General features: G+C 58.3%; 13 protein-coding genes and 1 pseudogene. 6 read left to right on the top strand and 8 right to left on the bottom strand.

What is annotated here, in order from left to right:
• Positions 1-200: 200 nt before the first annotated feature.
• The 5 genes and pseudogenes from GV044_RS15840 to GV044_RS15820 form a co-directional block, all read right to left on the bottom strand.
• A protein-coding gene (locus tag GV044_RS15840) for an IS66 family transposase (RefSeq protein WP_371741636.1) occupies positions 201-1,815 on the bottom strand; the annotation gives its coding sequence in 2 pieces (ribosomal slippage) (positions 201-749 and positions 751-1,815; 1,614 coding nt in all).
• Positions 1,816-1,886: 71 nt separating this feature from the next.
• A pseudogene (tnpB, locus tag GV044_RS15835) lies at positions 1,887-2,194 on the bottom strand (IS66 family insertion sequence element accessory protein TnpB).
• Positions 2,195-2,223: 29 nt separating this feature from the next.
• Positions 2,224-2,583: a transposase gene (locus tag GV044_RS15830; protein ID WP_159872646.1), complete on the bottom strand. Its 360-nt coding sequence runs from the start codon at positions 2,581-2,583 to the stop codon at positions 2,224-2,226.
• A 105-nt stretch (positions 2,584-2,688) separates the two neighbouring features.
• A complete protein-coding gene (locus GV044_RS15825; RefSeq protein ID WP_159872644.1) occupies positions 2,689-4,086 on the bottom strand; it encodes an IS4 family transposase in 1,398 nt (465 codons plus the stop codon).
• Positions 4,087-4,456: 370 nt separating this feature from the next.
• Positions 4,457-5,752 carry a replication protein RepA gene (locus GV044_RS15820; protein WP_159872642.1) on the bottom strand — a complete coding sequence of 432 codons (1,296 nt, stop codon included), beginning with the start codon at positions 5,750-5,752 and terminating at the stop codon, positions 4,457-4,459.
• Between the two features lie 543 nt (positions 5,753-6,295).
• On the opposite strand from GV044_RS15820, the gene GV044_RS15815 reads away from it, so the two are divergent.
• From GV044_RS15815 to GV044_RS15800, 4 genes are all read left to right on the top strand, one after another.
• Positions 6,296-7,498, top strand: a complete 1,203-nt coding sequence (locus GV044_RS15815; protein WP_371741637.1) for an AAA family ATPase — start codon at positions 6,296-6,298, stop codon at positions 7,496-7,498.
• A gap of 184 nt (positions 7,499-7,682) precedes the next feature.
• Positions 7,683-8,657, top strand: coding sequence for a ParB/RepB/Spo0J family partition protein (locus GV044_RS15810; RefSeq protein WP_159872640.1), 975 nt, complete (start codon positions 7,683-7,685; stop codon positions 8,655-8,657).
• Between the two features lie 1,050 nt (positions 8,658-9,707).
• Positions 9,708-10,937 carry a site-specific integrase gene (locus tag GV044_RS15805; protein WP_159872638.1) on the top strand — a complete coding sequence of 410 codons (1,230 nt, stop codon included), beginning with the start codon at positions 9,708-9,710 and terminating at the stop codon, positions 10,935-10,937.
• A gap of 1,945 nt (positions 10,938-12,882) precedes the next feature.
• The gene (locus GV044_RS15800; protein ID WP_159872636.1) at positions 12,883-13,074 is read left to right on the top strand and encodes a hypothetical protein; all 192 of its coding nucleotides are present in this window, start codon (positions 12,883-12,885) and stop codon (positions 13,072-13,074) included.
• Positions 13,075-14,527: 1,453 nt separating this feature from the next.
• Here the strand turns inward: GV044_RS15800 and GV044_RS15795 are convergent.
• Positions 14,528-14,890 carry a hypothetical protein gene (locus GV044_RS15795; RefSeq protein WP_159872634.1) on the bottom strand — a complete coding sequence of 121 codons (363 nt, stop codon included), beginning with the start codon at positions 14,888-14,890 and terminating at the stop codon, positions 14,528-14,530.
• 953 nt (positions 14,891-15,843) lie between these two features.
• On the opposite strand from GV044_RS15795, the gene GV044_RS15790 reads away from it, so the two are divergent.
• Both GV044_RS15790 and GV044_RS15785 read left to right on the top strand, forming a co-directional pair.
• Positions 15,844-16,353 carry an energy transducer TonB gene (locus GV044_RS15790; RefSeq protein WP_159872632.1) on the top strand — a complete coding sequence of 170 codons (510 nt, stop codon included), beginning with the start codon at positions 15,844-15,846 and terminating at the stop codon, positions 16,351-16,353.
• Positions 16,354-16,896: 543 nt separating this feature from the next.
• Entirely contained in the window at positions 16,897-17,451 is a 555-nt protein-coding gene (locus GV044_RS15785; RefSeq protein ID WP_159872630.1) for a GNAT family N-acetyltransferase, read from the top strand.
• Between the two features lie 3,816 nt (positions 17,452-21,267).
• On the opposite strand, the gene GV044_RS15780 is transcribed toward GV044_RS15785, so the two are convergent.
• Positions 21,268-21,444, bottom strand: coding sequence for a hypothetical protein (locus GV044_RS15780; RefSeq protein ID WP_159872628.1), 177 nt, complete (start codon positions 21,442-21,444; stop codon positions 21,268-21,270).
• Between the two features lie 646 nt (positions 21,445-22,090).
• Positions 22,091-22,219 carry a hypothetical protein gene (locus tag GV044_RS22585; RefSeq protein WP_256377287.1) on the bottom strand — a complete coding sequence of 43 codons (129 nt, stop codon included), beginning with the start codon at positions 22,217-22,219 and terminating at the stop codon, positions 22,091-22,093.
• Between the last annotated feature and the right edge of the window lie 533 nt (positions 22,220-22,752).

Raw genomic sequence — 22,752 nt, 5'->3', positions numbered from 1 at the left:
ATCCCGAAGGTCCTGTGAAAGCGTACGCGCCATCCATGCTGGCCTCCTCCAACCAGCAGAAAGCGTGAATCACATCAGCACGGGCAAGGGGATCCCCAGCGATTCAGTTCGTGTGGAAACCGCTCTAGAACCTTTGTAAGCATCCGGCGAGTACCGCGGCGGGCATGCGATAGGTGCTAGCCGAACGCGCTAAGGCAGGATTACGCGGCGACCGGCAGCTGGATGGTAGGAGCCTGCCAGTTCCAGGGCAGCAGCTCGTCTAAGCGCTGCTGCGGGATGTCGGCGATGCGGGTGAGCACGTCGGCGAGCCAAGCTTGCGGATCTACGTCGTTGAGCTTGGCAGTGTTAACGAGGCTGAACATGAAGGCAGCACGCTGACCGCCACGGTCGGAACCGGCAAAGAGCCAAGCTTTGCGCCCGATGGCGATGCCGCGCATCGCGCGCTCGGCGCAATTGTTGGTCAGGCAGATCCGGCCATCGTCGAGGAAAGCGGCGAACGCGGCCCAGTCCTTGAGCATGTAGTCCATAGCTTTGGCGACCGCGGACGAGCGTGAAAGGCTCGAGCGCTGCTCGATCATCCAAGAGCGCAGATCGTCGAGCAAAGGCGTGACATGCTGCTCGCGGGCGATCTGCCGCTGCTCAGCGCTCTGGCCGGTGATGGTGCGCTCGAATGCGAACACGGCATCGATGCGCCGCACGGCCTCGACAGCGAGTGGTGGAATCACCGGCGAGCCCTTGCGGCGCTTCTTGAGCTTCGGCATCGGCCAACTCGAAGAAGTGGCGCCGTGCGTGCGCCCAGCACAAGGCCCGCTTCGATGGCTGAGGCTGGCGATCCTGCCGGAACAGTCCGTTATAGCCGGCGTAGGCATCTGCCTGGAGGATGCCGGACCAGCCCTGCAAGTGAGCGAGCGGATGCTCGCCACGCCGATCGCGGGAGTAGTGGTAGATCGCTGCCGGCGGTGCTCTGCCACCGAATGGCCGATCGTCGCGCACGTAGGTCCACAATCGAGCCGTGTCTGTCTTGCCACCTGCCAGCACCGGAATGGTCGTATCGTCGCCGTGAAGCCGCTCACCTGCCAGGGTATGCGCCTCGATCAGGCGGTAGAGCGGCATCAGTGCCGCGGTGCACGCACCGACCTGGTCGGCCAGCGTCGTCAGGCTGAGCTCGACACCCTCGCGAGCATATCTATCCCGCTGACGGTTGAGGGGCTGGTGCGCGCCGAATTTCTCGAACAGGACCATCGCCAGGAAGCTGGGGCCGAACAGTCCACGCGGCGTCACATGGAAGGGCGCGGGCGGCTGTGTGATCCTCTCGCACTCCCGGCAGGAGAATCTCTCCCTGACGGTCTGAACGACCTTCCACTGGCGCGGGATCACCTCCAGCGTCTCAGTGACGTCCTCGCCTAGTTTCGAGAGCCGGTCACTACCGCATGCCGGGCACGAGCACGGCGCCGGAATAACGATGCGCTCGCGTGGGAGATGCTCAGGCAAGGGTTTGCGCGCTGGTCGTTTGCGCGTGAACGGAGCGACACGCGTGCCGACAGCGGCGAGGCTCGCAAGCGCCTCGTCCTCGCTGGCCGATGCCTCCAGCTCCTCGAAGCCTAGCTCCAACTGATCGATCAGCTGGCGTGCTCGCTCGGACCGTTGGCCATACAGGGCACGCCGCATCTTTTCGTTTTGCAGCTCGAGGAGCGCATTGCGGGCCTCAAGATCGGCGTTGATCGCCTTGACCCTCGCGGCCTCTGCCTTTGCTCCGGCCAGCTCAGCCCGGAGAGCCTCGACCTGATCTGCAGGGGGTGAGCCGGCGGCTTGCATGACCACAAGGAATCACAGAATACCGAGGATTTGAAGCGCGAAGTGCGCCTGTGCGCTAACATTGTGCGCGCCTAGCCGGCGCTTGTCGGCCGCCAGGTGTGCTGTGGGTTACGCCAGTCGATCCCGTCCAGCAGACAGGCCAGCTGAGAGCTGGTCAACGCTACGACGCCATCCTTGGCAGAAGGCCACACGAAGCGCCCACGCTCCAGGCGCTTGGCGTAGAGCGACATGCCGATCCATCGTGCCAGATCATCTTGACCAGCGAGCCGCTCCGGCCGCGGAACACGAACAGATCTCCGCCATGTGGTCGCGCCCCCAGGCATTGCTGCACCAGCAGCGCCAATCCGGGCATGCCCCTGCGCATGTCGGTGTGGCCCATTGCAATCCATACTCTTGCACGCGACGGGATCACCGCAGAGCCTTGAGGACTGCGGTGATCAGCGCTGGTGACGCTGTCGACGAGATGCGAACACAACGGCCGTCCGATAGATTGACGACGATCGCTGCCGTTTCCGGCCGATCAGACTCGGGTGCAGCAGACCCAGCCACCACCTCCTCTGTCACGACCGCCGGCACGAAGCCTTGGCTCGATAGCCGCCGCGCCTCTTGTCGCCAGTGGTAGATCAACCCGCGAGAAACATCGTACCGCCGCGACACCTGCGCGACGCTCCCAACAGGCCCGAAGGCCTCTGCTAAAATCCGGAGGCGCTCATCAGCGCTCCAGCGACGACGCCTCTCCGGCCCCGCCATTATCGTCATCTGCGTCATGCGACGTCCTAAAGCACGCCCTTAAGCGCGTCCTATAGGACGTCCTCTGCAATCACGCCGCTCAGCCAAGGCGGCACTCACCGGCTTGCTCTTTCCCAAAAGTGCCTAATGGGGGCGTGAGATGCGGGGGCCCTCGACGAGATCGGCGAGGCGCGACATGCCTCTCCATATCACGGTGGTTCCGGGTGGGGGATCGGATGCACGGTCAAGATAGCCGCCAAGCTTTGCGACGGCTCTGACATAGAAGGCCAGATCGCGGCAGGGCGCGTGGTTCGACTTTGGCGTCGAGCTGTCCAGCAGATTGCGTTCCGCTTCGGTGAAAACGGCAGCAGGCGTGGCCTTGGGTGCCTCACGAGCCAGTATCGTCAGCCATGACACTCGCCAAGCAACGACGCAGCACAATGCGATGCAATTCGCCAGACGGTTGACGGTGGTCAGGCGAAGTTCCTCGATGCGGCACTCGGTTTTCAGGGTTCGGAAGAATGTCTCGATCTTCCACCGCAGGGCATACCATTCAAGCTTATGCACGGCATCCGCATGGCTTGTGACCGGCAGATTGGTGATGAGCTTCCAATAGATCGGTGCGCGACCTTCTGGCGGATCGATCTCTTCGGCATGAATGATCTGAAGATCTTGATGTCTGTACTTCTTTTGTTTCCCGATTGGAGGACGAACTGTCATTGTCGCATGCTGGATGGACAGCACAGCGCGGTGTTGCTTGCCTTGTCCATCGCGGAACTGGATTTCATGCGTGCCGCTGGGCGATGTGCCTTCCATCACTTGGGCGATGGTCGTCCTGCCCTCTTGAGCCAGACGGTCGACGCAGCTGCGCACTAGGATGTTGGTTCCGAGCTCCTCCGCCAGACAATAAAGTTCGTAGATGTCGCTTTCCCGATCGCCGATGTGCACGCATCGCTCCGGTGCTCCAGCCAGTTTGGTGGACAGGCGCAAATTGTCGAGCCAACGGATACTCTCTTTCTGATCAATAGGAATTCGGGTCGGATTGATCCTGCGCTTGAGCGCCGCCGTTCCCTTGAACTTGGAACGCGACCAGAACTTCGCCGCCGTCCGGCCCAATGGCAGTCCCTCTGGTGTGATCGCCAGGCTGGCATGCATCAATAAACCGCAGATCGTGAACTTTTGAAACCGGCCATCCTTCAACTTGCGTCCAGTCGAGACATTCGTGAACCCGATCTTGTCTGGGTCCGCGCGCTTGAAGTTGAATTCGGTGGTATCTTGAAGGATCAGGATAGGACCCTCAGTTGCCTGGATGCGCAAGGCCGAGGCTGCGAAGTGACCCTCAAGGATCTTGTCTTCGCTGACATTCTCGTTCGAAAAGAAGCGGTAGGCCGCCTTCGTATTCGACCAGTCCTGAAAGGCTGTGGGCAACGACTGCCCAGGCCGCTCTCCAAGCGCTTCAAGCATTGCCCCGAGCCGGCGGTTCAGCCGCGCATCGCCCAAATTCGATCGAACCGTTTCCGTTTCCACCCAGCTCTGTTCCATCTCCGCACCTCGCTGCCCGAAGGTGCCGGAGAATGGATCATGAACGATTCCAGGCAGGCAATGGGCGAGCGATGAGCGGAATCACGCCCGCGGCCACTTGTGGGTAAGAGCAAGACCCACCGGAGGGATACGAACCTTTCCAGCCCAAGCAATCCGATGGTGTCGGACAGCTCAGTCAAGGCGCAAGCACCTCCATGTTCCTGGCTGTTCTCCTGAGCTTCTTCCCTAACTTCAGCGATCGCACGGGCCCGCATGCCCTGAACTCTCAGGGCCGAGCCTGGCTCGATCAGCTAATTTGTCGCGATGACATCGCGAAAGGCATGTTGCCTCTTGATCTCAACGCAACGTCTGACGGCTCGGAGATCATCGGTCAGACACTTGACCGTTGTGCACGGCGTGCCGCGTATTTAGTGACGAAGGCTTCCCATATCCGCAACCACTCCTTTTCGGGGCGCCGGCGCTCAAAATCAGGACAACCCTGGCGGAAGGCATCTGCCATGTTATCGACTGACCAAGGATGACCTTTGGCAAGGCCGATTTGTCGGAATGCAGTCTCACGGGCGCCGTATTCGAGTGAGCCGATCGGGAAGGCCAGCAGCGGTTCAGCCGGTGCCAGCGTGTCCGGCCTGTGTGTGTCCGTGACCGATGATCTCGGTGCCTTTTCCGCTGACGCACCGATCGCCCGCAGATGCGGCCCCACCAGCTTGCGTTCGAGGGGCGCAGGCGATGGATGCAGGACAACTTTGCGCCCCGACAGATCCACATTTGCATTGGGGTAAACCGCTGACACGAGCTGCATGGTCTCACGTACAGTCTGCCGAAAGCGCTTGGTGTCGGCCTCGTTGCCCAAGTGCTTCGCAAGCTGATCCCAGGAAATGACTTGGCCCTTGTCCGAACCAATACGTGGCAGTCGATACGCAAGATACGTGTAGAGATCGAGAGCTGTCGGCGTGCCTTTCAGCTCGCGAATAGCGATTTCGTTAAGTGGAACAGCATGCTCAATTAAATGGCTGTAGAATACTTCGGACATGCGGATCTCGCGCGCGAATGACCCATTCTTGTCCAGTGAGCCAGCATACTCGTTTGATATTTTGACGTCTCTGACCGCGAAGGCGTTATCATCAGCTTCCGTCCCATCCCAGCGAATCTGCCATTCACAAGCAAGCAACCGATCAACCTGCTCTCGCATGAGATTGGCAGTTCCACGCGGCCCATAGGATATTGTCTGATATCCCAAACGGCGCATCCACTCGGTGAAGTTGCGTCCCAGATAAACGTCGCGTGATCGCTTCATCACCGCTTGTGACAGAAGGTAAATCAAGGCGACGCGTGGGTAGGCGCCGTATGGGACGCCCAAACTGCGCATGACCGATCTGCCATCGATGTTCTGCAGTACGGGACGAGGGTTTATCGCTAAAGCGTACTTGCCATCCTCGCGGACAATGGGAAGCGTGTCGTCCTTGGGTCGCTTCGTTGGTAGGGACATCGCACAAAGCGCTGAGTGCAAGAACGCCGGAACTGGTTCCTCGTCTTGGACTCTCAGGAAAGCGTCAAGCGTGAGTTGGCTACCGGCAGTTTGAGCAAACTTGCGGACGTTCGCTTCCCCTCCATCAAGCAACGCGAGTGCGTATTGATGTCCTAGCGGTCTATGCTGATCCACGCTCATGACCTGCCCTTCCCCCCGAATCTGCCAGAGGTTTCGATGGCGTTGTCTCAACAGCTTTGAGTGCCAAAATCAAGCTGCTTGGCAGTTTGGGCCTGCTTGGACGCGCAAAAGTTGCAAAATGACCGATGATGACGGTGCCGTTTGTCCTCCAACGTACGGTTTGCGGTGGCAAATCAAACTAAATCGAAACGATTCGCGAATCGGATTTACAGGAATGTGATATATATAGGTATGTGCTCTGAGATCATCGGTAGCGCTGCACCAAGATCATCGTTTTGCGGCACTGCGATCATCGCTCGGTACCGAGATCATCGGCAGTTTTCCACAGCCCCTAATCATACCCCACGGTAAGTCGACGAGATGGTGGAAGGAAAACAGCACTGAGATCATCGGTGTACCAAGGGTTACCTCAACTTTCAGCGATATCGTCCTCTCGACCCGCTCGGAGATCATCGGTCGATCTGCAACCTTTACGCCGCTTTGTTGCTCGAAATCGCCAACATAGCTATGACGACATTGCAAACCCACAAGACGGGAACAATGATGGTAGCCGGCGCGAATTCAGTTTTATCTGACGACCTTATGGAAGGCAGTCTCGATGTGTTGCATCGCAAGGCTTTGACTATTCTGAAGCGGATTCGTGACAGCGCTGTGGATCCGGAAACAGGACAGAAGAAGGGCCCCACCTTCCCTATTTCAAAGGCCGCAGCGTTGGTTGGCAGAACTGCATCGGCTGTCCGGGAAGCCGAGCGCGACGGCCGACTGCCGGCGCGTGACCGAACTGGATCAGGTCACCGTATACAGTACTCGCTTGAAGAACTCGATCATATGCGCGGCGTCTTCGGGACGCGGCCATGGCGCGAACCAACGGACACTCCAGCGATTATCTCCGTTTGCAACTTCAAGGGTGGCGTTGGCAAGTCGACGATCGCGCTCCATCTGGCGCAGCATTTTGCGATCAGAGGCTATCGGGTTCTCTTTATAGACTGTGACAGCCAAGCGTCATCAACAATGATGTTCGGCTATCGACCCGATGTTGATCTGGAGGAAGAAGATACACTGTACGGACATTTTCACAATCCGGAGCTTCTAGGTGTCCGAAAGATTATTCGTAACACACACTTCCACAATCTTGATCTGATTCCCTCCAATCTACGCCTCTACAATCTCGAGTATGAGATCGCAGGATACATGGCGAAGAACCAGAACATGGAAATCATTGATCTGATCGCCGATGCGATTGACTCGGTGGTAGAGGATTATGACGTCGTCATCATGGACCCCCCCCCGGCCCTCGGTATGGTTTCAATGGCCGTGCTGCAAGCCGCTAACTCTATGGTGATCCCGGTTCCGCCGAGCCTTGTTGATTTCGCCTCCACTGTTTCATTCATCGACATGACCCGGACAACGATGAAGCAACTCGAGCAGCTTGCTGGGAGAGGGCGACCTGCATACAACTTCATACGACTGGTCGGCAGTCGCGTGGACGAGAGCAAGTCGATGCACCGCGAGGTCCTCTCGATGATGCGGCAAGTGTTCGGCGGATCGATGACCCAGTCAGTCATGGTGACTAGCGCTGAGATCGACAATGCAAGTTCGCGTATGAAAACGGTGTTCGAGCTCGAGAAGCCGGTGACGTCGCACGAGGTCTACAACCGGTGCATGAGGCATCTGAACGAAGTATGCCGCGACATTGAACAGGACGTTTTGCGGACTTGGGCGAGCCGGGCAGGGGGGGCAATATGAGGATTGTTGCCACGTGGCAAACGTTGGTCAACAGCTTGATTTGATTGGATATTGGAGAGAATTGCGGCGCCTGCGGGACAGACCAAGTTCGCGGGGAGATCGAAGCAGTCGAGCGCTCGTTGCCACGTGGCAACTTGCCGAAGGCAACGACTCACATCGGGCGCAAATTTAGAAGGACAGCGCTATGGCAAAAGGAAATCAGGGCTTTGGGTCGCAGTTTACGGATGGCTTGGATGATGAAGTCAACCTGGATCATGCGACCCCCGCAGACGGTATCATCGCTAGCCGCAGTCAGACGCTGGCGAGGATTGCCACCGGCAAGTCCGTGGCGGATCGCACCGAGTGGGTTGATCCAGACAGGTGCCGTCCCTGGCGCATGCACAATCGCGACCTCGATCACCTTGATGAGGCCAGCTGCCGTGATCTGATCGACTCATTTCTATCAGCGAAGAAGCAGCGCATCCCCGCCATCGTTCGTCGGATCAAGGGAGATCCCGAATTTGACTACGAAATCATCGCCGGCGTCCGAAGGTGGTGGACCGTCAAATGGCTGCGCGAACACCACCATCCAGAATTCGACTATCTAGTTACCATCCAAAGCGTCACCGACGAGGAGGCGTTCCGGATCTCTGATGTCGAAAACCGCTCTCGCAAGGACATTTCCGATTGGGAAAGAGCTAAAGAATACACTATCGCCTTGCGGGAATTCTACGACGGCTCTCAGTCGCAGATGGCTACGCACCTGAATTTGTCGAAATCCTGGTTGAGCCGCCTGCTGGATGTTGCACGTTTGCCCGACAGTATCGTTGCAGCGTTCTCCGACACGCACGATATCACCGTTCGGGTAGCCAGAGACATAAAGCCACTCGCTGGCGATCCTCGAGCTCTCGCAAAAATGGAGGCAGAGGCCGAGCGGATCGTTGAAGCGCGGACAAAAGGCGGAACGCCGTTAACCGGGCCCGAAATCGCTAAGTTACTCGTGAAGGCAACCGTTCAGCCTGCCGTTAGAGGTGCAGGCGAAAAGGAGGTAATCGGCACGACCGGCGAGGTCATCCTGCGCTACACTAAGGCGCGGGGAGGGGGGGTGACCATCAAAGTCTTAAAGACCAAAGTCTCAAAGGCTGAAATTATCGACGCGATCGCAGATCTTCTAACCTGAAGGCGGCGTTAGGGCGGGGCTATGACGCCATCGATATATGGCCTCATCGCTCATCGGGGTTGTTGAAACTCGCATCGCACGATGCACTGCGGTCCAGGCTGGCGAGCATAGCGGCGACGTCTGCCATCTTCCTGTCGAACCAAGCCATGGAAGGCTCCATGCTCTCCTCGACCGTCGGAAGGCTTGTAGGGGTGGCGTAAAGGGTGGAAACCCGAATGCATGTGCGAAGTTGATGGTGATAGAGGAGCGCTGAGACCGTCGACCGGTTGATTCAGCCAACAAACCCAGTCCCGCCGCGCGACCTGCCTGTTTGCCCGCGCTCAGAGGGCGTCAAACCGAATGCGCGTGCTGCGACCCGCCGGCTGATAATGGGGCCGTGCATGATGAAGGCCTGGAGCCGGCCAAGCGGACTTGGCCGGTCCGCGTTCCTAAGAGCGGCGACAGCTCGTACGCGGTGCTCTTCGACATGTCTAAGCGCTCCAGACCAAGCCTTGCAGTTCGCAATAGCTGCTGAAAATACCGCTTGATGACCCGTCGCTGAAGGCTGTCAGGCAGGGGGCAGGGCAGGGGGGTGTGAGCCTCATCATATGGGGAAGTTTTCGCAAGGCGCACCTCGGAGGATTAAAAAGGCCGGCTTTCGCACGTCCGCCAAGATCTCGAGCGAGCGGGGAGAGCCGGGCGCTTTGCCGATCATGGAACCAAGGCAGAAGAACTGGCCGAAACGCGCCCGAGGACGACCGGCGAGTACTTTAACCCCGCAGGCGCGCACAAAAATATCAAGTCTGTCGAGCTCGGCGCCTTGTCCTTGCAACGCAGCCGCGAAACCACTCCCTGTCGCACCCGCTCCCAACTTGGGCAACAGAACTCCCGGCTATTCGTGCATTTGATGTTGAAGAGTAATGCAACACGTGCATAACGCTTCGATGATGATCTGAGGACAGTACTGCAGTCCAGAGCGACGCACGTTCCCAGAACCTCACATGTGATAATTGCAGATATCACGTATAGCAGTTGACGAAGGGCACTTGCGGGTGCAGGTGGGCGGAAATCATGGAGACGATAAACTCGACTGGCCGGCCGCTTGCCACCTGCGGTGATGACGTTCCGAAGGTCTGCGGGGTGGAAGAGCTTTTGTGGGCAATCGCCAAGGTGAACGCGGGCACGCGCATCACCCTCGATCCGCAGCTAATCGCGGCCTTCCAAGCCGGCGCTTCGCCGCACAGCCTTCGAGCCCTTAGGTGCGACCTCGAAGCCTTTGACCAGTGGTGTAGGGACAATAATCGGACCGCACTCCCGGCGTCGCCTGTGACCGTCGCCGATTACCTTGATGCGCGGGCCGAGCAGGGCGGCAAGCCCGCGTCGCTCGGCCGCTATAAGGCGTCAATTGCAAAGCTCCATCGTTTGCTCGACGTGCCTGACCCAACCACAGCTTCTTTGGTGAAACATCGCTTAGCGGCGGTCCGGCACTCGCAGGGCACGGCGCAGGCGCAGGCGCGGCCGTTGCGCTTCAAGGGCGCTGTGAACGACGTCAGCCGCGATATGGCTCGTGGGCTCAACCTTCGTGCTCTGCTTAAGAGCTGTGGCGAGGACCTCCCGGGTTTGCGCAATTGCGCGCTCCTGTCCGTGGCTTACGACACTGGGTTGAGGGCATCGGAGCTGGTCGCCGTCGCAGTCGAGGACATCGTAGAGGCAATCGACCCCGAGGTGCGACTGTTGAGAGTCTCGCGCAGCAAAGGTGACCTGGAAGGGGAGGGCGCCACGGCGTTTTTGTCACCGCGCTCGGTGCGCGCGATCGGCGCGTGGCTTGTGGCCGCCCAGATCGAAAGTGGACCCATATTCCGCCGGGTCAAAGTGCGGCGCTTCAAGGCGCGAGGGGCCGCCACAAGTTTGCCGACGCAAAGCGTCTCGGGGCTCGCGCCGCAGAATAGACGCAAGACGATAATCGAGCCGGCCATATCTGCGTGGGTGGAGTGCGACGTGGGCGAGCGCGCATTGCATCCCGGTTCGATCGGACCGCTTTATCGGAAGATGATCCAGGAGGCGTTCGCGCGCGGGGCGCTGCCGGACTTGACGGCGGATGATCTTACCCAACTGCTTCGAGGGATCAGCGCTCATTCGACGCGCGTCGGGCTCAACCAAGATTTGTTCGCCAGCGGAGAAGGCGTTGCCGGCATCATGGACGCGTTGCGCTTGAGATCGCCTCGCATGGCGCTGGAGTACAATCGTAATCTTGCTGCTGAGCAAGGTGCAGCAGGAAGGCTGATGGGGAAGTTTAGTTGATCTTACGCGAACACACGAAAGAGAGCATGTCGCGCTGTGTAGCAGTGTCCAGCTTGGTCTTGCTCATAGGCCAAGTTACACGCGAGCCTCTTTCTTCTGTCGCCGGGCAGCAGCGATGAAGATTGCGAGTTTGATCATTTGGCAATCATGGCAGAGCAACGGTGAGCACCGGCATTTGGATAGGATTGAAGGAGAAAGCCGGTAACGGGAGCGGCAAGATAATAGATCGATGTCGATTACCGTACATGCCCGATCCAGCACCTCATCAAGTACGAACGTGCGCTCGGCGGTAAGTGGGCGGGTACATGGTCCTGTGCCGCTGCCGGTGCGCCAGGCTCAACTCCCGAAGCTGTTCTTGCTGCTGACGAGCGCGGGATCCCCGTTCAATGCTGCGCCGGCTGCGATGCTCGCACTGTCCTGCGAGAGCTTGACGGGATCAGGCCCCATCAAAGAAACGACTTCAGCGAGGCCAGCGCCGGCCCCAAGTTTCAATTTCGATCGCCCTTGGCACGCGGCGTTTCTGATGAGGGCACTCTGCGGGGTAGATACCTGATTGGGACGCGAGATCATCACGGGCGTTGCAGGCGTCCCGTTTCACCCCCTCTGTCCGAAGCGGTTCGGGCGCGCACGCTGCTTCCGAGGCCGCCGTGTTGGTGACGGTGGGTGAGGGCAGGGCGCTGCGCACCGTACAACAAACATCCCCTCATCTTGCCGCCACCAACTACACGAAGAACAGACGATGGCTGAAAAGCCCAGGCGCTGCCTCGTGGCAAAGCTCGGTGCCGTTGTTGACGCGCTAGCGATCGCGCAAAGCTTCGAGCGCGCGGCCTAAGGGCAACATCGCGTGCCCACTTGAGCCGCGCCGGAGGATCCGAGCTGACCGTCGAGCTCGGCGCCTGTTTCAGCGCTTAAGACGGCATCAATCATGCGACCAGTTGCAAAAATCTAGCATTCCTCATCATATTCGTACTTGCAGCATGACTCGTAAGTCAGCAAAGGGGGCGCGCTTTTCAGGCATCCTCTCCCAACTTAGAATAGGGCTGGTTTCTGGGTCGGCCCTTTCTTTTTGGCGGCCTGGAGCTTGGGACACGGTCGTCGCACTCTAGCGAAATATTCAGATAATCGGTCAGCCGGCATGCCCGTCGGGAGCTACTTGTCGGCAGTCTGGTTACCGAGATGCGCACATCCCCGCGAAGCTTTCCTTTTTTTTGCAGCTCTTGCCCAGGCACGGGAAGCCCTCGCCATCCGTGTCGTTGTCTGAACTAGGCGCCGGCCGTGACGCCGCGGACGGCAATGCGTCAGGCACGCACCCACGCTCATCAGCGCCGTGTCCGTCCCCAATGTTGGTTGGCATCAGCGGAGCGGACTAGATCGCGTGATCAGCTTGGCCTGCGGTTGGGTCTATATGGCCGGCTAGGGAGTGCGTACGAACGACTGGCACGAAGTCCTGCTCGAGCAGTGGTCGGGCGAGAAGTGGCGCAAGCTAGGCTGTGTGCAGAAGCCGCTGGCGCGGGACTTCACTAATGCGTTCGCACCCTCACACCGGTGCTGCTTGCTGCCTTTGGCGCTCCTACAACGCGCATGGAGGCTGAACGGGCGGCGGTGGGTTGAGGAGCAGGGTCAGCAGCGGGTGCGGAGTGAGAGGATGTATTGACCAGCGTACCTGTGCCGCTTGCGCATCTCACGCGCGCTCTCACAATGGTGATGGTCGTGGAGTAAATCTTTGCACGTTGTGTTGAGCGCCGACGAAGGCCGGTGTGCAATCGCAAATGTAGAGGACGCTTACCGGCACGCAGCCGTGCGGCATACAAGATCGAGAGAGCATAAGATGACGATTGCAGACAGCAACAGGAAGCTGAACTTTGATCTTATAAATATCGGCTTAAGGGCACAGGCAACCGCTGCGGGCTTTGTGCAGCTCTGCAAAGAGTTGTAATCGGCCGGCGTGATCGACGATGCGGCCATCTCCCGGATCAGGGACATGGTCGCGCACAATATCACTTTAAACTGCCCAAAAAGAGTAAACCGCTCAGTCTACCGGCAGGAAGTCGGGCGTCGTTTGGAGGAGATTCTTCAAGGCGAACGAAAAGTCAGCGACATCAATGAGCTGCTGCACATCGATGAGGAAGAAAGGTAGTTAGACATGCACGGCGGCAAGTCGACCTAGGTGGCACAGGTGCGGCTGACTGATCGATTGTACTGGGCCGCGCGAACCTTACATCGGTCTTCAAGGTTTGCGATGCCTCGATAGTGCTTGGCCTTGATGCCGCGAAGCTGAGCGCGAAGCTAGCAACGATCCGTTCGCCCAAATCATGCCCACCGCAACGCCCATCCAGCACGCCACGATGGCGCACGACAGATCGCCAGCTAGCCGCGACATTCACCCCGCCGCCGCCCGTGTGCCCGCACCATTGCGCCTGACCAGCAGCGCCACGTCGAGCTCTTCACCGGCAGATGGGCTTGGTGCGTGACGGAACGCTTATTGATGAACAAGAGTGTCACACAGCCGCTCGGCAACCTCGACAGTTCCACGGGCCAGCAAGCCGATTGGATCGTTGATCTTCACAAGGCCCGCCAGAAGCCTGCACTTTGCCCGGTAGAGCGGTAAATCGCCTTGAGTGGAGAGTTAGGATGCGAGATTGGTTGAACGCCCGATGTGCTTGCGATGATACCAACTTTTCCAATTTGAGGGCGGCTTGTCTGGCAATGCCAGCATTGCTGGTCCTGATCATTTCGTTCTGGTCTATAAATTTGTTCTAAGCACAAGTTCAGGCGGTTGCCGGTCAATCCCAGCGCCTCACCGCGCAGGCCCGAGCACTCGCAGCTCATCGTCCCACTTCGCCCTGTAGACGACCAGCTTGTGCTGCAGCTGCTAGCAGCAAAGAATGCCCTCGCTGCCGCGATGACCGCTCACGGCGTATCAGCGAACGTCCGCAAATGATATTAAGCTTATGGAGGGCGTCGTGACGAGAACGATACACTTACCCAGCCGAGCTGCCATGCCTCTTAGAGGGGGCCGATGGACCAGAACAAACCGACGAAAATCAACAAAGCCGGTACCGCCACAAGAGGTGCAGCCAAATCTGAGGAGTACGGTTCATCGCTGCGGTACTCCGCGCTGATCCAGTGATGCATCCCTCTTCTCCACGGCGACTCGGGTCGCTCTCAAGAGCAGTCTCGCTCTGCCGGCGGCAGTAAGTCAACCCGGCTCTCAGCAGGATCGGTTAACCTCGCCGGCTCAGAAAAGGTAGCCATTCCGCGCGTTCGGCTAAGGCTCGCGATCCCTCGGCCATCCTTCCACGAACGTGCGTGTGATGCTCCGTGACGCGCAACAGACTGCTAAACTCCGACATCCATCTCGCTTTTGCTAAGCGCCTACCGCTCCGCCCGATGAAGAGGCCCACATCACGAGCCCCAGCGGATCACGGGTGAAGCCGGCCGAGATCTGAGATGACTATGGTGCGGATCTCTGCGGGGGGGGGGGGGCTTGCTCGTTCCTGATCGTGGTCGACCCACGATAGGACTGAGTAGGTGTGGCTTGGATCGGCCAACGCCGCCGCCGGATAGCGATGAAGGCGCCTTCGCGTGGATTAGTTCGCTCGCCGCGCCTCGCGGACCATCGAGCGCAACACCTGACCCGTGCTACGAGGCTCTGCCATGTTGACCGGAACCAATTCCTTGGCGGTCATGACCATAAGGATTTCCTCGGCGCAACGGAAGCCTTCGGCCCAATCACTGCTTCTACGCGTAAATTGCTGCACCGACGCAGCTTCTAGCGCATCGATAGCAGTCGACCGGGCACGTTCGGCCGCCCAGTCTTGAGCACAAGACCGATGACTAGAAAAGTGACGCGCAGCAGCCTCGATAGCCTCCGGCGTACCAGCGATGCCAAGACTATTCAGCAGCCCAGCCGCCGCCACGCGATCGATGCTCCAAACTCGCGAGTCACTCATGCACGCATCCCCTTGAATTGCCCCAGAATGACCTTGTTTTCGATACGGTCAAGAAGATCAGCACGCTCGGCGGCCTACTTTGAACCAATCGAGCCCAGGCGCATTATGACAAAGAGGGCCTGAGTCGGTTCAGGCACCTGATTGCGGAGATCTGATATGACCTCAGCGCCTATTCGGACTAGCAAGCCAGAGCGTTGGAGTATGCCACGCCAACCACTTGATCCATCGAGCCGACGCCTTGCCTATGGGCCCATTCAGCCGATGAAAAGTGAACGCCACTCTATACTGAGTTGGCTTCTTGGTGGTCGAACGTAAGCACCCCGGGAGGTTCCGTACTCTGGATGTATGCCGATGCCGAGCGTGTGCCGTTCGTGATAGCCGGTCGCAAATCGAACCCGCGAAAAGCAGTTCGTCACAGACAACGTTCCTAACGCCTGCCTCGATCTCCAAGCTCCAAGAGCGGCAGGATCTCAATCGCCAGCTGACTTTCCGCGTACCCACGCGATGCATTCAGCACCGATGCGCTCGCCAGTAAGGCTTGCGCCGCAGCGTCCAGCCATTGCGCAGTATCTCACAGGATTTCGTCGTGCCGATAATAAGGAACAAGCCGCCGCCGCGCTCGCTTGCGCCTACCTCTACCCAGCGAACAGAAGCGGCCAAGGTCAGGCACTAGCTTGCTGCGGATGCCTGTAAGTTACGCCTTTGACGTGAAAAAGGGCAGTGACAGTCAAATTGAGATCCAAGATTCTCTGAAATCGGACTCAATCCGATAGTTCCACTTTTTGCGGTGTTTACTTGTTAAGGACTCCATATCTCATGACAAGACGAGTATGAAGTTGCTGCGCAGAAGACGACTTCGGAGTCGAGTCGCCTCAACAGATAATAAAAGATCCTGCGTTATCAACGGTCGCACCAGAATGTGAGCAGTTAGATAATCTGGGGAGAAGGTAGTCATGGTAAAGTATCTTGGGATTGCCGCTTCTGCGGCAGGGCTGGTCTTTGCGCCAATCTCAGCCACCGGCCACGCGCAAGCCACCGTAGATGCCATCGCGGCCCCACCAACGTTGGCAGCTTGGTCTCAGCGCGTTTTCAGAGACCTTAGTCGTCAAATGCGAGATCCCGTCGACAGCCGCTCCGAAGTCATGCCGACCGGCATCGTCGCGGTGAAGTTCGGCTGTAGTGAGAGCGGGGCGCCAAGCTCAGTTCAGCTTTACAAGACGTCTGGCGATCGAAGGCTTGATCGCGCGACTATGCGCGCAGTGAGTAAAATAGCCACTCTCCACCCATTGCCTGCTCGACTTGGACACGGGCAGCAATACATCGTGCGGGTTCTATTCGCCAACTCCGGTCAGCGTGCAGAACGCGAGATCAGGAAGATGCAGGCCGAGGCAGTAAAGAACAACGCTTGGTACAATCAAGGCGCGACGAGCACGGCGGCCATAGAGCTTGTGCCCGTTGGATGATGAAGATTGGGCCGGGCAGCGTTCCGGCCCTCTCCTTCTATCAGCGTTAGCAAGGCTCGCCCGCTCGAATCATGCCGTTCTCACCATTCACTCGTGATGATCAGTAGCGCTCCAAGCGAAACGCATCAGCATGCCGTCAATGAGGAAGCCTACGTTAGGTTGCAAAAGCGGCAGCCCTGTTCGGCGAGCTTGGCGAGGTGATGGACGCAAAGCAGCGAGCCTCGCGTGGTTGCCAATCAGCGCACCTCATTTGCGCGAACTCGCCAATGCGATAGTCATGGCGCTGCGCCTTGAGGCGCGATCGCTGCTGTACCGCCGACAATGACGAAAGCGCAATCATGGTCGCCTAGCCAAATCAATCATCGCGAACTCGGTCCAGCCGACCAAGGGCGCTTCTGGCTATGTAGCCAGTCAATGGTTCACCTGGGAGTTCTTGAAGGCGAACAGGATAAAGTGTCGAACGCATCATCTTGAATCGTAAAGCGAAGCACCGCGTGAGCGACAGCATTCCATTGATGGTCAATGCGTGCTAGGTGACTGATTATGTACGCAGGCCCTTCATTACAGCACAGACCGACAATTCAGTCTGAAAATGTCGTGCTCCGACGCCCTCAAGTCTTTGATACTAGAGAAATTGTAGACATTCTCAATGACTGGCAGGTTGCCAAGTGCCTCTCGCATGTTCCCTATCCTTACACGCTCGTGGATGCACACTTCTTCCTGGATCACATCGTACCGAACGAGTGGGTGTGGGCAATCAACGAATCAGGCTCTCCTAAGCTAATTGGCTCCGTCAGCCTCATGCCCAGGAATGGATCAGACGTAGCGGAACTCGGATACTGGCTATCGAGAGATTACTGGGGTCGGGGGTTAATCACGGAAGCGGCTCGCTTGGTAGTAGATTACGGTTTTAAATCATTGCAGCTCGCTTGCATCACCTCCGGATGTTTCAAAGATAATGTGGCCTCTGCAAGAGTTCTCGAGAAACTTGGTTTTGTAGCAAATGGCCGGAGTAAACGCCCTGGACCAGCTCGGAGTGGCGATCTGCCTGGTATAGACATGGTTCTGCACCCTCCCGACGTGCAAGCCATGAGATGAGCACCTACGCATCGTAGGTAAAATCGTGCCATTGAGCTCCAGAAAACACTGAGATGCAAATGCCGTCGAGCCCGCTGGCTGAGTCAATGCCCATGCTCCCATTCGCATGCAGTTTACGGCTTGCGCCGAACTGACCACACCAGTGCCGAAACGCTCGTGATCAGCGCAGAGAGCGCTACCAGGTACGCGGGGATCAAACTCATCATCGACTACACTCCTGAACCCACCTAGTTGTAACCAGATCGGTTTGTGTAGGAAAGTGCTTTTCGGAGGATCTTGAGTGGCCGCGCTGGTGACCAGCGGCGACGCTTATCGTGAACTAGTGCCTAGCGCGGCATGAAAATGACTGGCAGACCGGCTAGCTCAGCGGCTGGGGACGGCTAGGAGCTATTCACGAAAGCCGGTCGAGACCGCCGGATCAGAACCTCCTATGACACCTCCGCACCTCCAAGCGAGCAAATGACTAGAGATCCGGTCCGCGAAGGGCATTGTGGCCAGCGGCGACGACACGACGCATAACAGGCCGGACACATGGCTGGGCCGAACATCACCCGCATGCGCTCAGAACTTCGTGCCAACAGAGCGCCGTCGACACATGGGCATTAGCTGTGGGTCCGGAAAGCGAAACCTGACTTGAACTTGAAGTGAAATGATTGGTGAGCAGCGGGACCTGCGAGACAACGGCAAGTGCAGCAATGTTGCCATCAAAACAACGCCTGCTGAGCGTCGCTTGTTTGCATGGTAGAGACCTCAGAGTCAAACAATGCGCAGAGCAGAGGCAGTATGGTCAGCGTTCGTAGGAGTATCGACCAGGCAGCGCTCTAAGTAGCAGCGCGGTTCACGGCTGCTATCGAGCCCGCAGTCAAGAATACGCCTACGACGATCCGATCAGCACAAGCACACCAGAAAGCATCTGACCTTCGTGCCGGACAGGTCGCATATCCGCAGACGCGCGTGTGCGGCCCGTCCAGTCTTGAGAAGCTCGCACTTCAAACCAAATAACTGCGTGACCTGGCGATTGAACCGATGCCAGGCCGTACTGCTAGGCCGCAAAATCCGGACCTTATTCCCTTTGGCGAGGTTCACGTGTCCGATCAACGAGGACCGAGCAATTAACTTGCTTTTAACCATGCCACATTAGGCCATCGATACCCAGTCTCTGGGACGGCTCAGTCGCTAACATTCACCCGCCACCGCTGCGTTAGTGGCTGAGCCTAACCTATATCCTTGGTCCGCCTACTAGCGGGCCGGAGCACGCGGTGGTGGCCCCCACTCCGGCCCTGACCACCGTTCGACAGGGGTCCACGATGGCTGAAGATGAGCCTACGGCGTTTATGTGAAACAAGCTACCTAGCAGAGCGGACCTGGTGTTCGAGAATGGTACGCAGGAGAGTAGGCGCCTTAGCTAAACTCGGACCAATCAAGGGCTATGGGTTTGAACTGCCACGAGCGGGCCAGTGGCCGAAATTTAGCTTTCTGCGGCTTGAAGGTCGTGATTCAACCGATCTTCTACCATAACCCACTATTTTAGTTCGTTTGGTAATCACCCACCTTTTAGCTCGGACCGGCAAACAGGCATGCAATATCCTTTGCCGGCGCGCTTACGTCTAGCTCGCTTCCCAACGCAGCAATGGCTGCTTGCCATCAACGTACCGCTTAGGTTTTCTTCGATAGCTGAGTAGCCTTCACGCTTAAGCCGACGTCGTATGTCCTTGACGCTCCTACAAGTGCCGCTCCAGGCGGTTTCCGACGCGCGCACGATAGTTCCTGCCAGGGGCGCTAAGTTCGTCCTGCCTCAAGTTCTGATCGCTTCCGTGATGGTCGAGCCTTCAATGATGGACACCAAAGCGGCGCTGACCAGTAACAAACCTCGCTGCAGTGTGGAGCTGTAAAGCTTCTCGGAACCGGCCAGCTGAACAGCTCAGGCTATGGCAAGCTGCTCCGCATCGCATCCGCCAAAATGACTCGCGACGAGAGTGCGCGCCGAACCGAGAATTGATGCAGGGCCGGCAGCTCCGGCCACAAGCGACTCACTGCTGTCGCACCCAAAAGACAGGTGGCCCTTCACAACTACTCATCCAAGCTGCCGGAATGGGCCGGCGCCATGAAGCGCAGGACCGCTACCTTCTCCTTGCACCTAGCAGAAGCCGCCTTCGACCGACAGGTAACCGGCTGCATCTCAGCGGAGCGGCGCGTTGAGCGTTTAGCATCCATGCTCACACCAGTACCGCTCCCTGCGTATCGCGGAGCCGCTGCGCAGCTTGGTGCGGGATATGTCGTCAGGGGCGAAGCGGAACGAACTAGTCCGCTGTACTGGCCCCCTTATCGTAACTCTCGGACCAACAGCACGAAACCCGACTTCGCACCAGCACAAGCGCCTCGGACGTGCGTCCATTCCGCACGCCACCCGCTTGACCAGCTCGCCGCACGATCACTCCGCCCTCACGCTCGAACATGGCTGCTTCGTCTTGCAGGTGACAACCTTCACATGCTGCGATGCCGGCCGGGCGGACCCGCGATGCCTTGGGGAAACAGAGTGGCGCGTCAACATCGTAGACCGCGGCTGGCGTGCAGGCGAATGGCTGACCGCCTTGAACGACTGCGGCGATGGCGGCGGCAAGTAGCACCGGCATCGTTGGTCCTCCTGCCTCACCAAAGCTCACTTGCGTTCATGTTCTACGCTCCGTCTACTAAAGCCTTGGAGTATGTTTCGCGAGGAAGTGCCGCCCCCACTGACACAGGCGCGGTGAGTGCGGCTCGCCTTCGGCAAGCCGCCCGCTAGGCGCGATCAGGCATCATTATGCCTGACGCAATGATACCGGAGCCGTCCGCTGCTGAAGGGGTTCACACGATCGCTTAGCAGATCGACCGGGGGTCGCGAACCGATACTGGGCAACTCACGCTGAGCTGGTAAGCATAAGGCTCGGTGCGACCTTTGCACGACCAAAGACCGCAAGGCCTTGGCTGAGGAGTTGGCTACGCGCATGGGGAAACCACGCGCAATCATGAGATTGACTTCGACAGATGGGAAGATGCCGGGCCTTACTGGCAGCGCATCATGCGCGAATCTGCCCGCGCGACTATGCGTGGTGCTCAACGATGGATTACGCGGTAGTGATCCCGCGCGGGCAGAAAGCTGAGGTAGCAAAGGGCCGCAGACCGGCACCAAAGCGTTTGCTTGGCGCTGAAAGCATTACGTTCCGCATACGCCTCATCACATGCGATGTGATGTTTTCAGCAGGTGGCCAACGGCATCGGACCGTCGCAGAGCATGATTGCTGCGTTCTATAGGATTGAGTTTACATGCAGGGGAACGTTGTAGGACGGCAGGCAGCAAGACGTACAACGCTTTGCAACTAAAGAATTTTGGGTGACGATGACAGCGACGCGGTGGCAAGGCTATCAGTAATTCTAGGAGTTCAGATTCCCCTAACTGTCTGCGTATAGCCGGGTCAGCGCTTCCATTTTCTTCGTAGGATCTGCAGCGCTCGGTCACTCAGCCTGACGTCGCAGCCTAAATACCCATGGCCTTAGCGAGAGACTGCTCTAGACGATCGCGCCAAAAGGGCATTAACTACCTTCTCGCGCTTAAGTGATTCGCGCGCTGAAAATCAGCGGCTAGAGGGTTGCACATAATGAAGGCTGTTTTACCAAATACCAAGTTGGGTGTGATAGCGGTTGCGTCGGCCAGCCTATGGTTGGTGACCATCTGCGGTGCTGCCGCATTGGCGTCCGCTGCGGGGCTATTCCATGGTTGAGGGTTGGCATCGCTCTGATAGCGCGACGTAGCCTCATCGATATCGCTTCAGCTTCAATCTACCGGCCCGACTCAGCCCGCTCGTAGTCGCGCCGGGCGATGTCCAATGCGCAGAGGTTGATCTGTAACAGGTCATGAGCCTCTTCATAGTCGCGTCCGCCGTGATTTAGAGTGGCTATACGCTTGCGGTGCGCGTCGACCGCGCGCTGCGCTTCCGCGACATGGTTGGCAGCCATCTCAAGTCTCGTCTGGATCATTCCTCAACCTCGGTCCTAGGCATGGCAGATGCCGACTCTTTCTGTTTCTGATCTCGATGTTGGGGCCGACCGGGGAGGCATGCAAGCCGCTCCAGCAAGGAGCGGAGATGCTGCAGCCTTCTGTCTTATATCGGCACGACAAGCTCGTCGTTTTCTAAAGATTTGAAGAAGAAGAGCGATGGTCGGCCACGATGCGATTAGGGACCGGCAACGTCGCGCCTAGACTGACGCTGATATCACCAAAGGGTAGCGTCCTTCCAATCGCCTCGGTCTTAAACGGCAACCGATGATCTGTGAGGCGCTGATGCGCGGTAAAGGCGCTCAGCCGAGCGGGCCGCCATCGAGGATGCCGGTACGTTGGTCATTGACCTACCTCTAGCGCAGCGTCGATCACAGCCTTCTCAATTTGGTCGCTATAGCGCCCGCACGAACATAGACCGCCATGACAATCCCTTTGCTTGGCTCCTGCACCGCTAGCAGCACAGCTCGCATGTCCCCCGGCGCTGTGATGACGACGGCTTGATCGAGCGGGCGCCTGCGCGTAACCGGCGTTCTCCAACTCGCACAGCGCGGACCCGTGTTGATGACCGATGCGGGCGCTTGGCTTGTCGAAACCGATGAAGACCTAATCTAACTCGCCGGCCGCATGTTCAATGCCGAGGGCGAGCGCCACGTCTTCATCACCGCCGATGGTTTTAGCGGCAGCTGGCGTTACTAACGAGCGCAGAGGCAAGGCGGCCCAGATGACAAACACTGCCGTCGTCAATGGTTTAACGCTCGTGTTCTGCATACCGACGAGCCGACACCGATCGGTGGTAAACCCGGACGCTCAGCTCCGAAAAGTCCATACGCTGCTTCGTACTGGGCGTTTAAACCATGAGCGCCCATCCCATCCGCCACTAGCGATTGCTCGCTGGCAGTATCCGCAAGGTGCCCCTCGATCGATCCGTCAATTTCCCGGGTTCGGCCTGCAAGATCTCCGTACGCCTGCTGGAACCAGAAGGTCCGGGGTCTCTCCAAACAAAGAGCCACGAGGGTCGAAATGGCGCCGCGCCCCGCTTGCCGGCAAGAGGCTCGCTTCGTATCACCTGGTCGGAGCTCGTGCCGTAGCTGAAAAGAACCTTCCGTGTGGCTGGCCCCGCTGCTTCCGCCTTCGGCCAAAGAGCCGGCGGGAGCTTCGCAGTTCCCGCCGGTCAAGTTGAAGGCTCTTTGCGTTGCAAAGAAGCCCCGGGTCGCCTCGTGAAGGTCGTGTTTTCGCTGCAAACTCGCAGTTCGGATCGCTTAAAC

It is taken from the genome of Novosphingobium sp. 9U, from assembly GCF_902506425.1.
GTDB lineage: Bacteria > Pseudomonadota > Alphaproteobacteria > Sphingomonadales > Sphingomonadaceae > Novosphingobium.
Note: the sequence above shows the minus strand (reverse complement) of the source record. Positions and strands in the feature narration are given on the sequence as shown.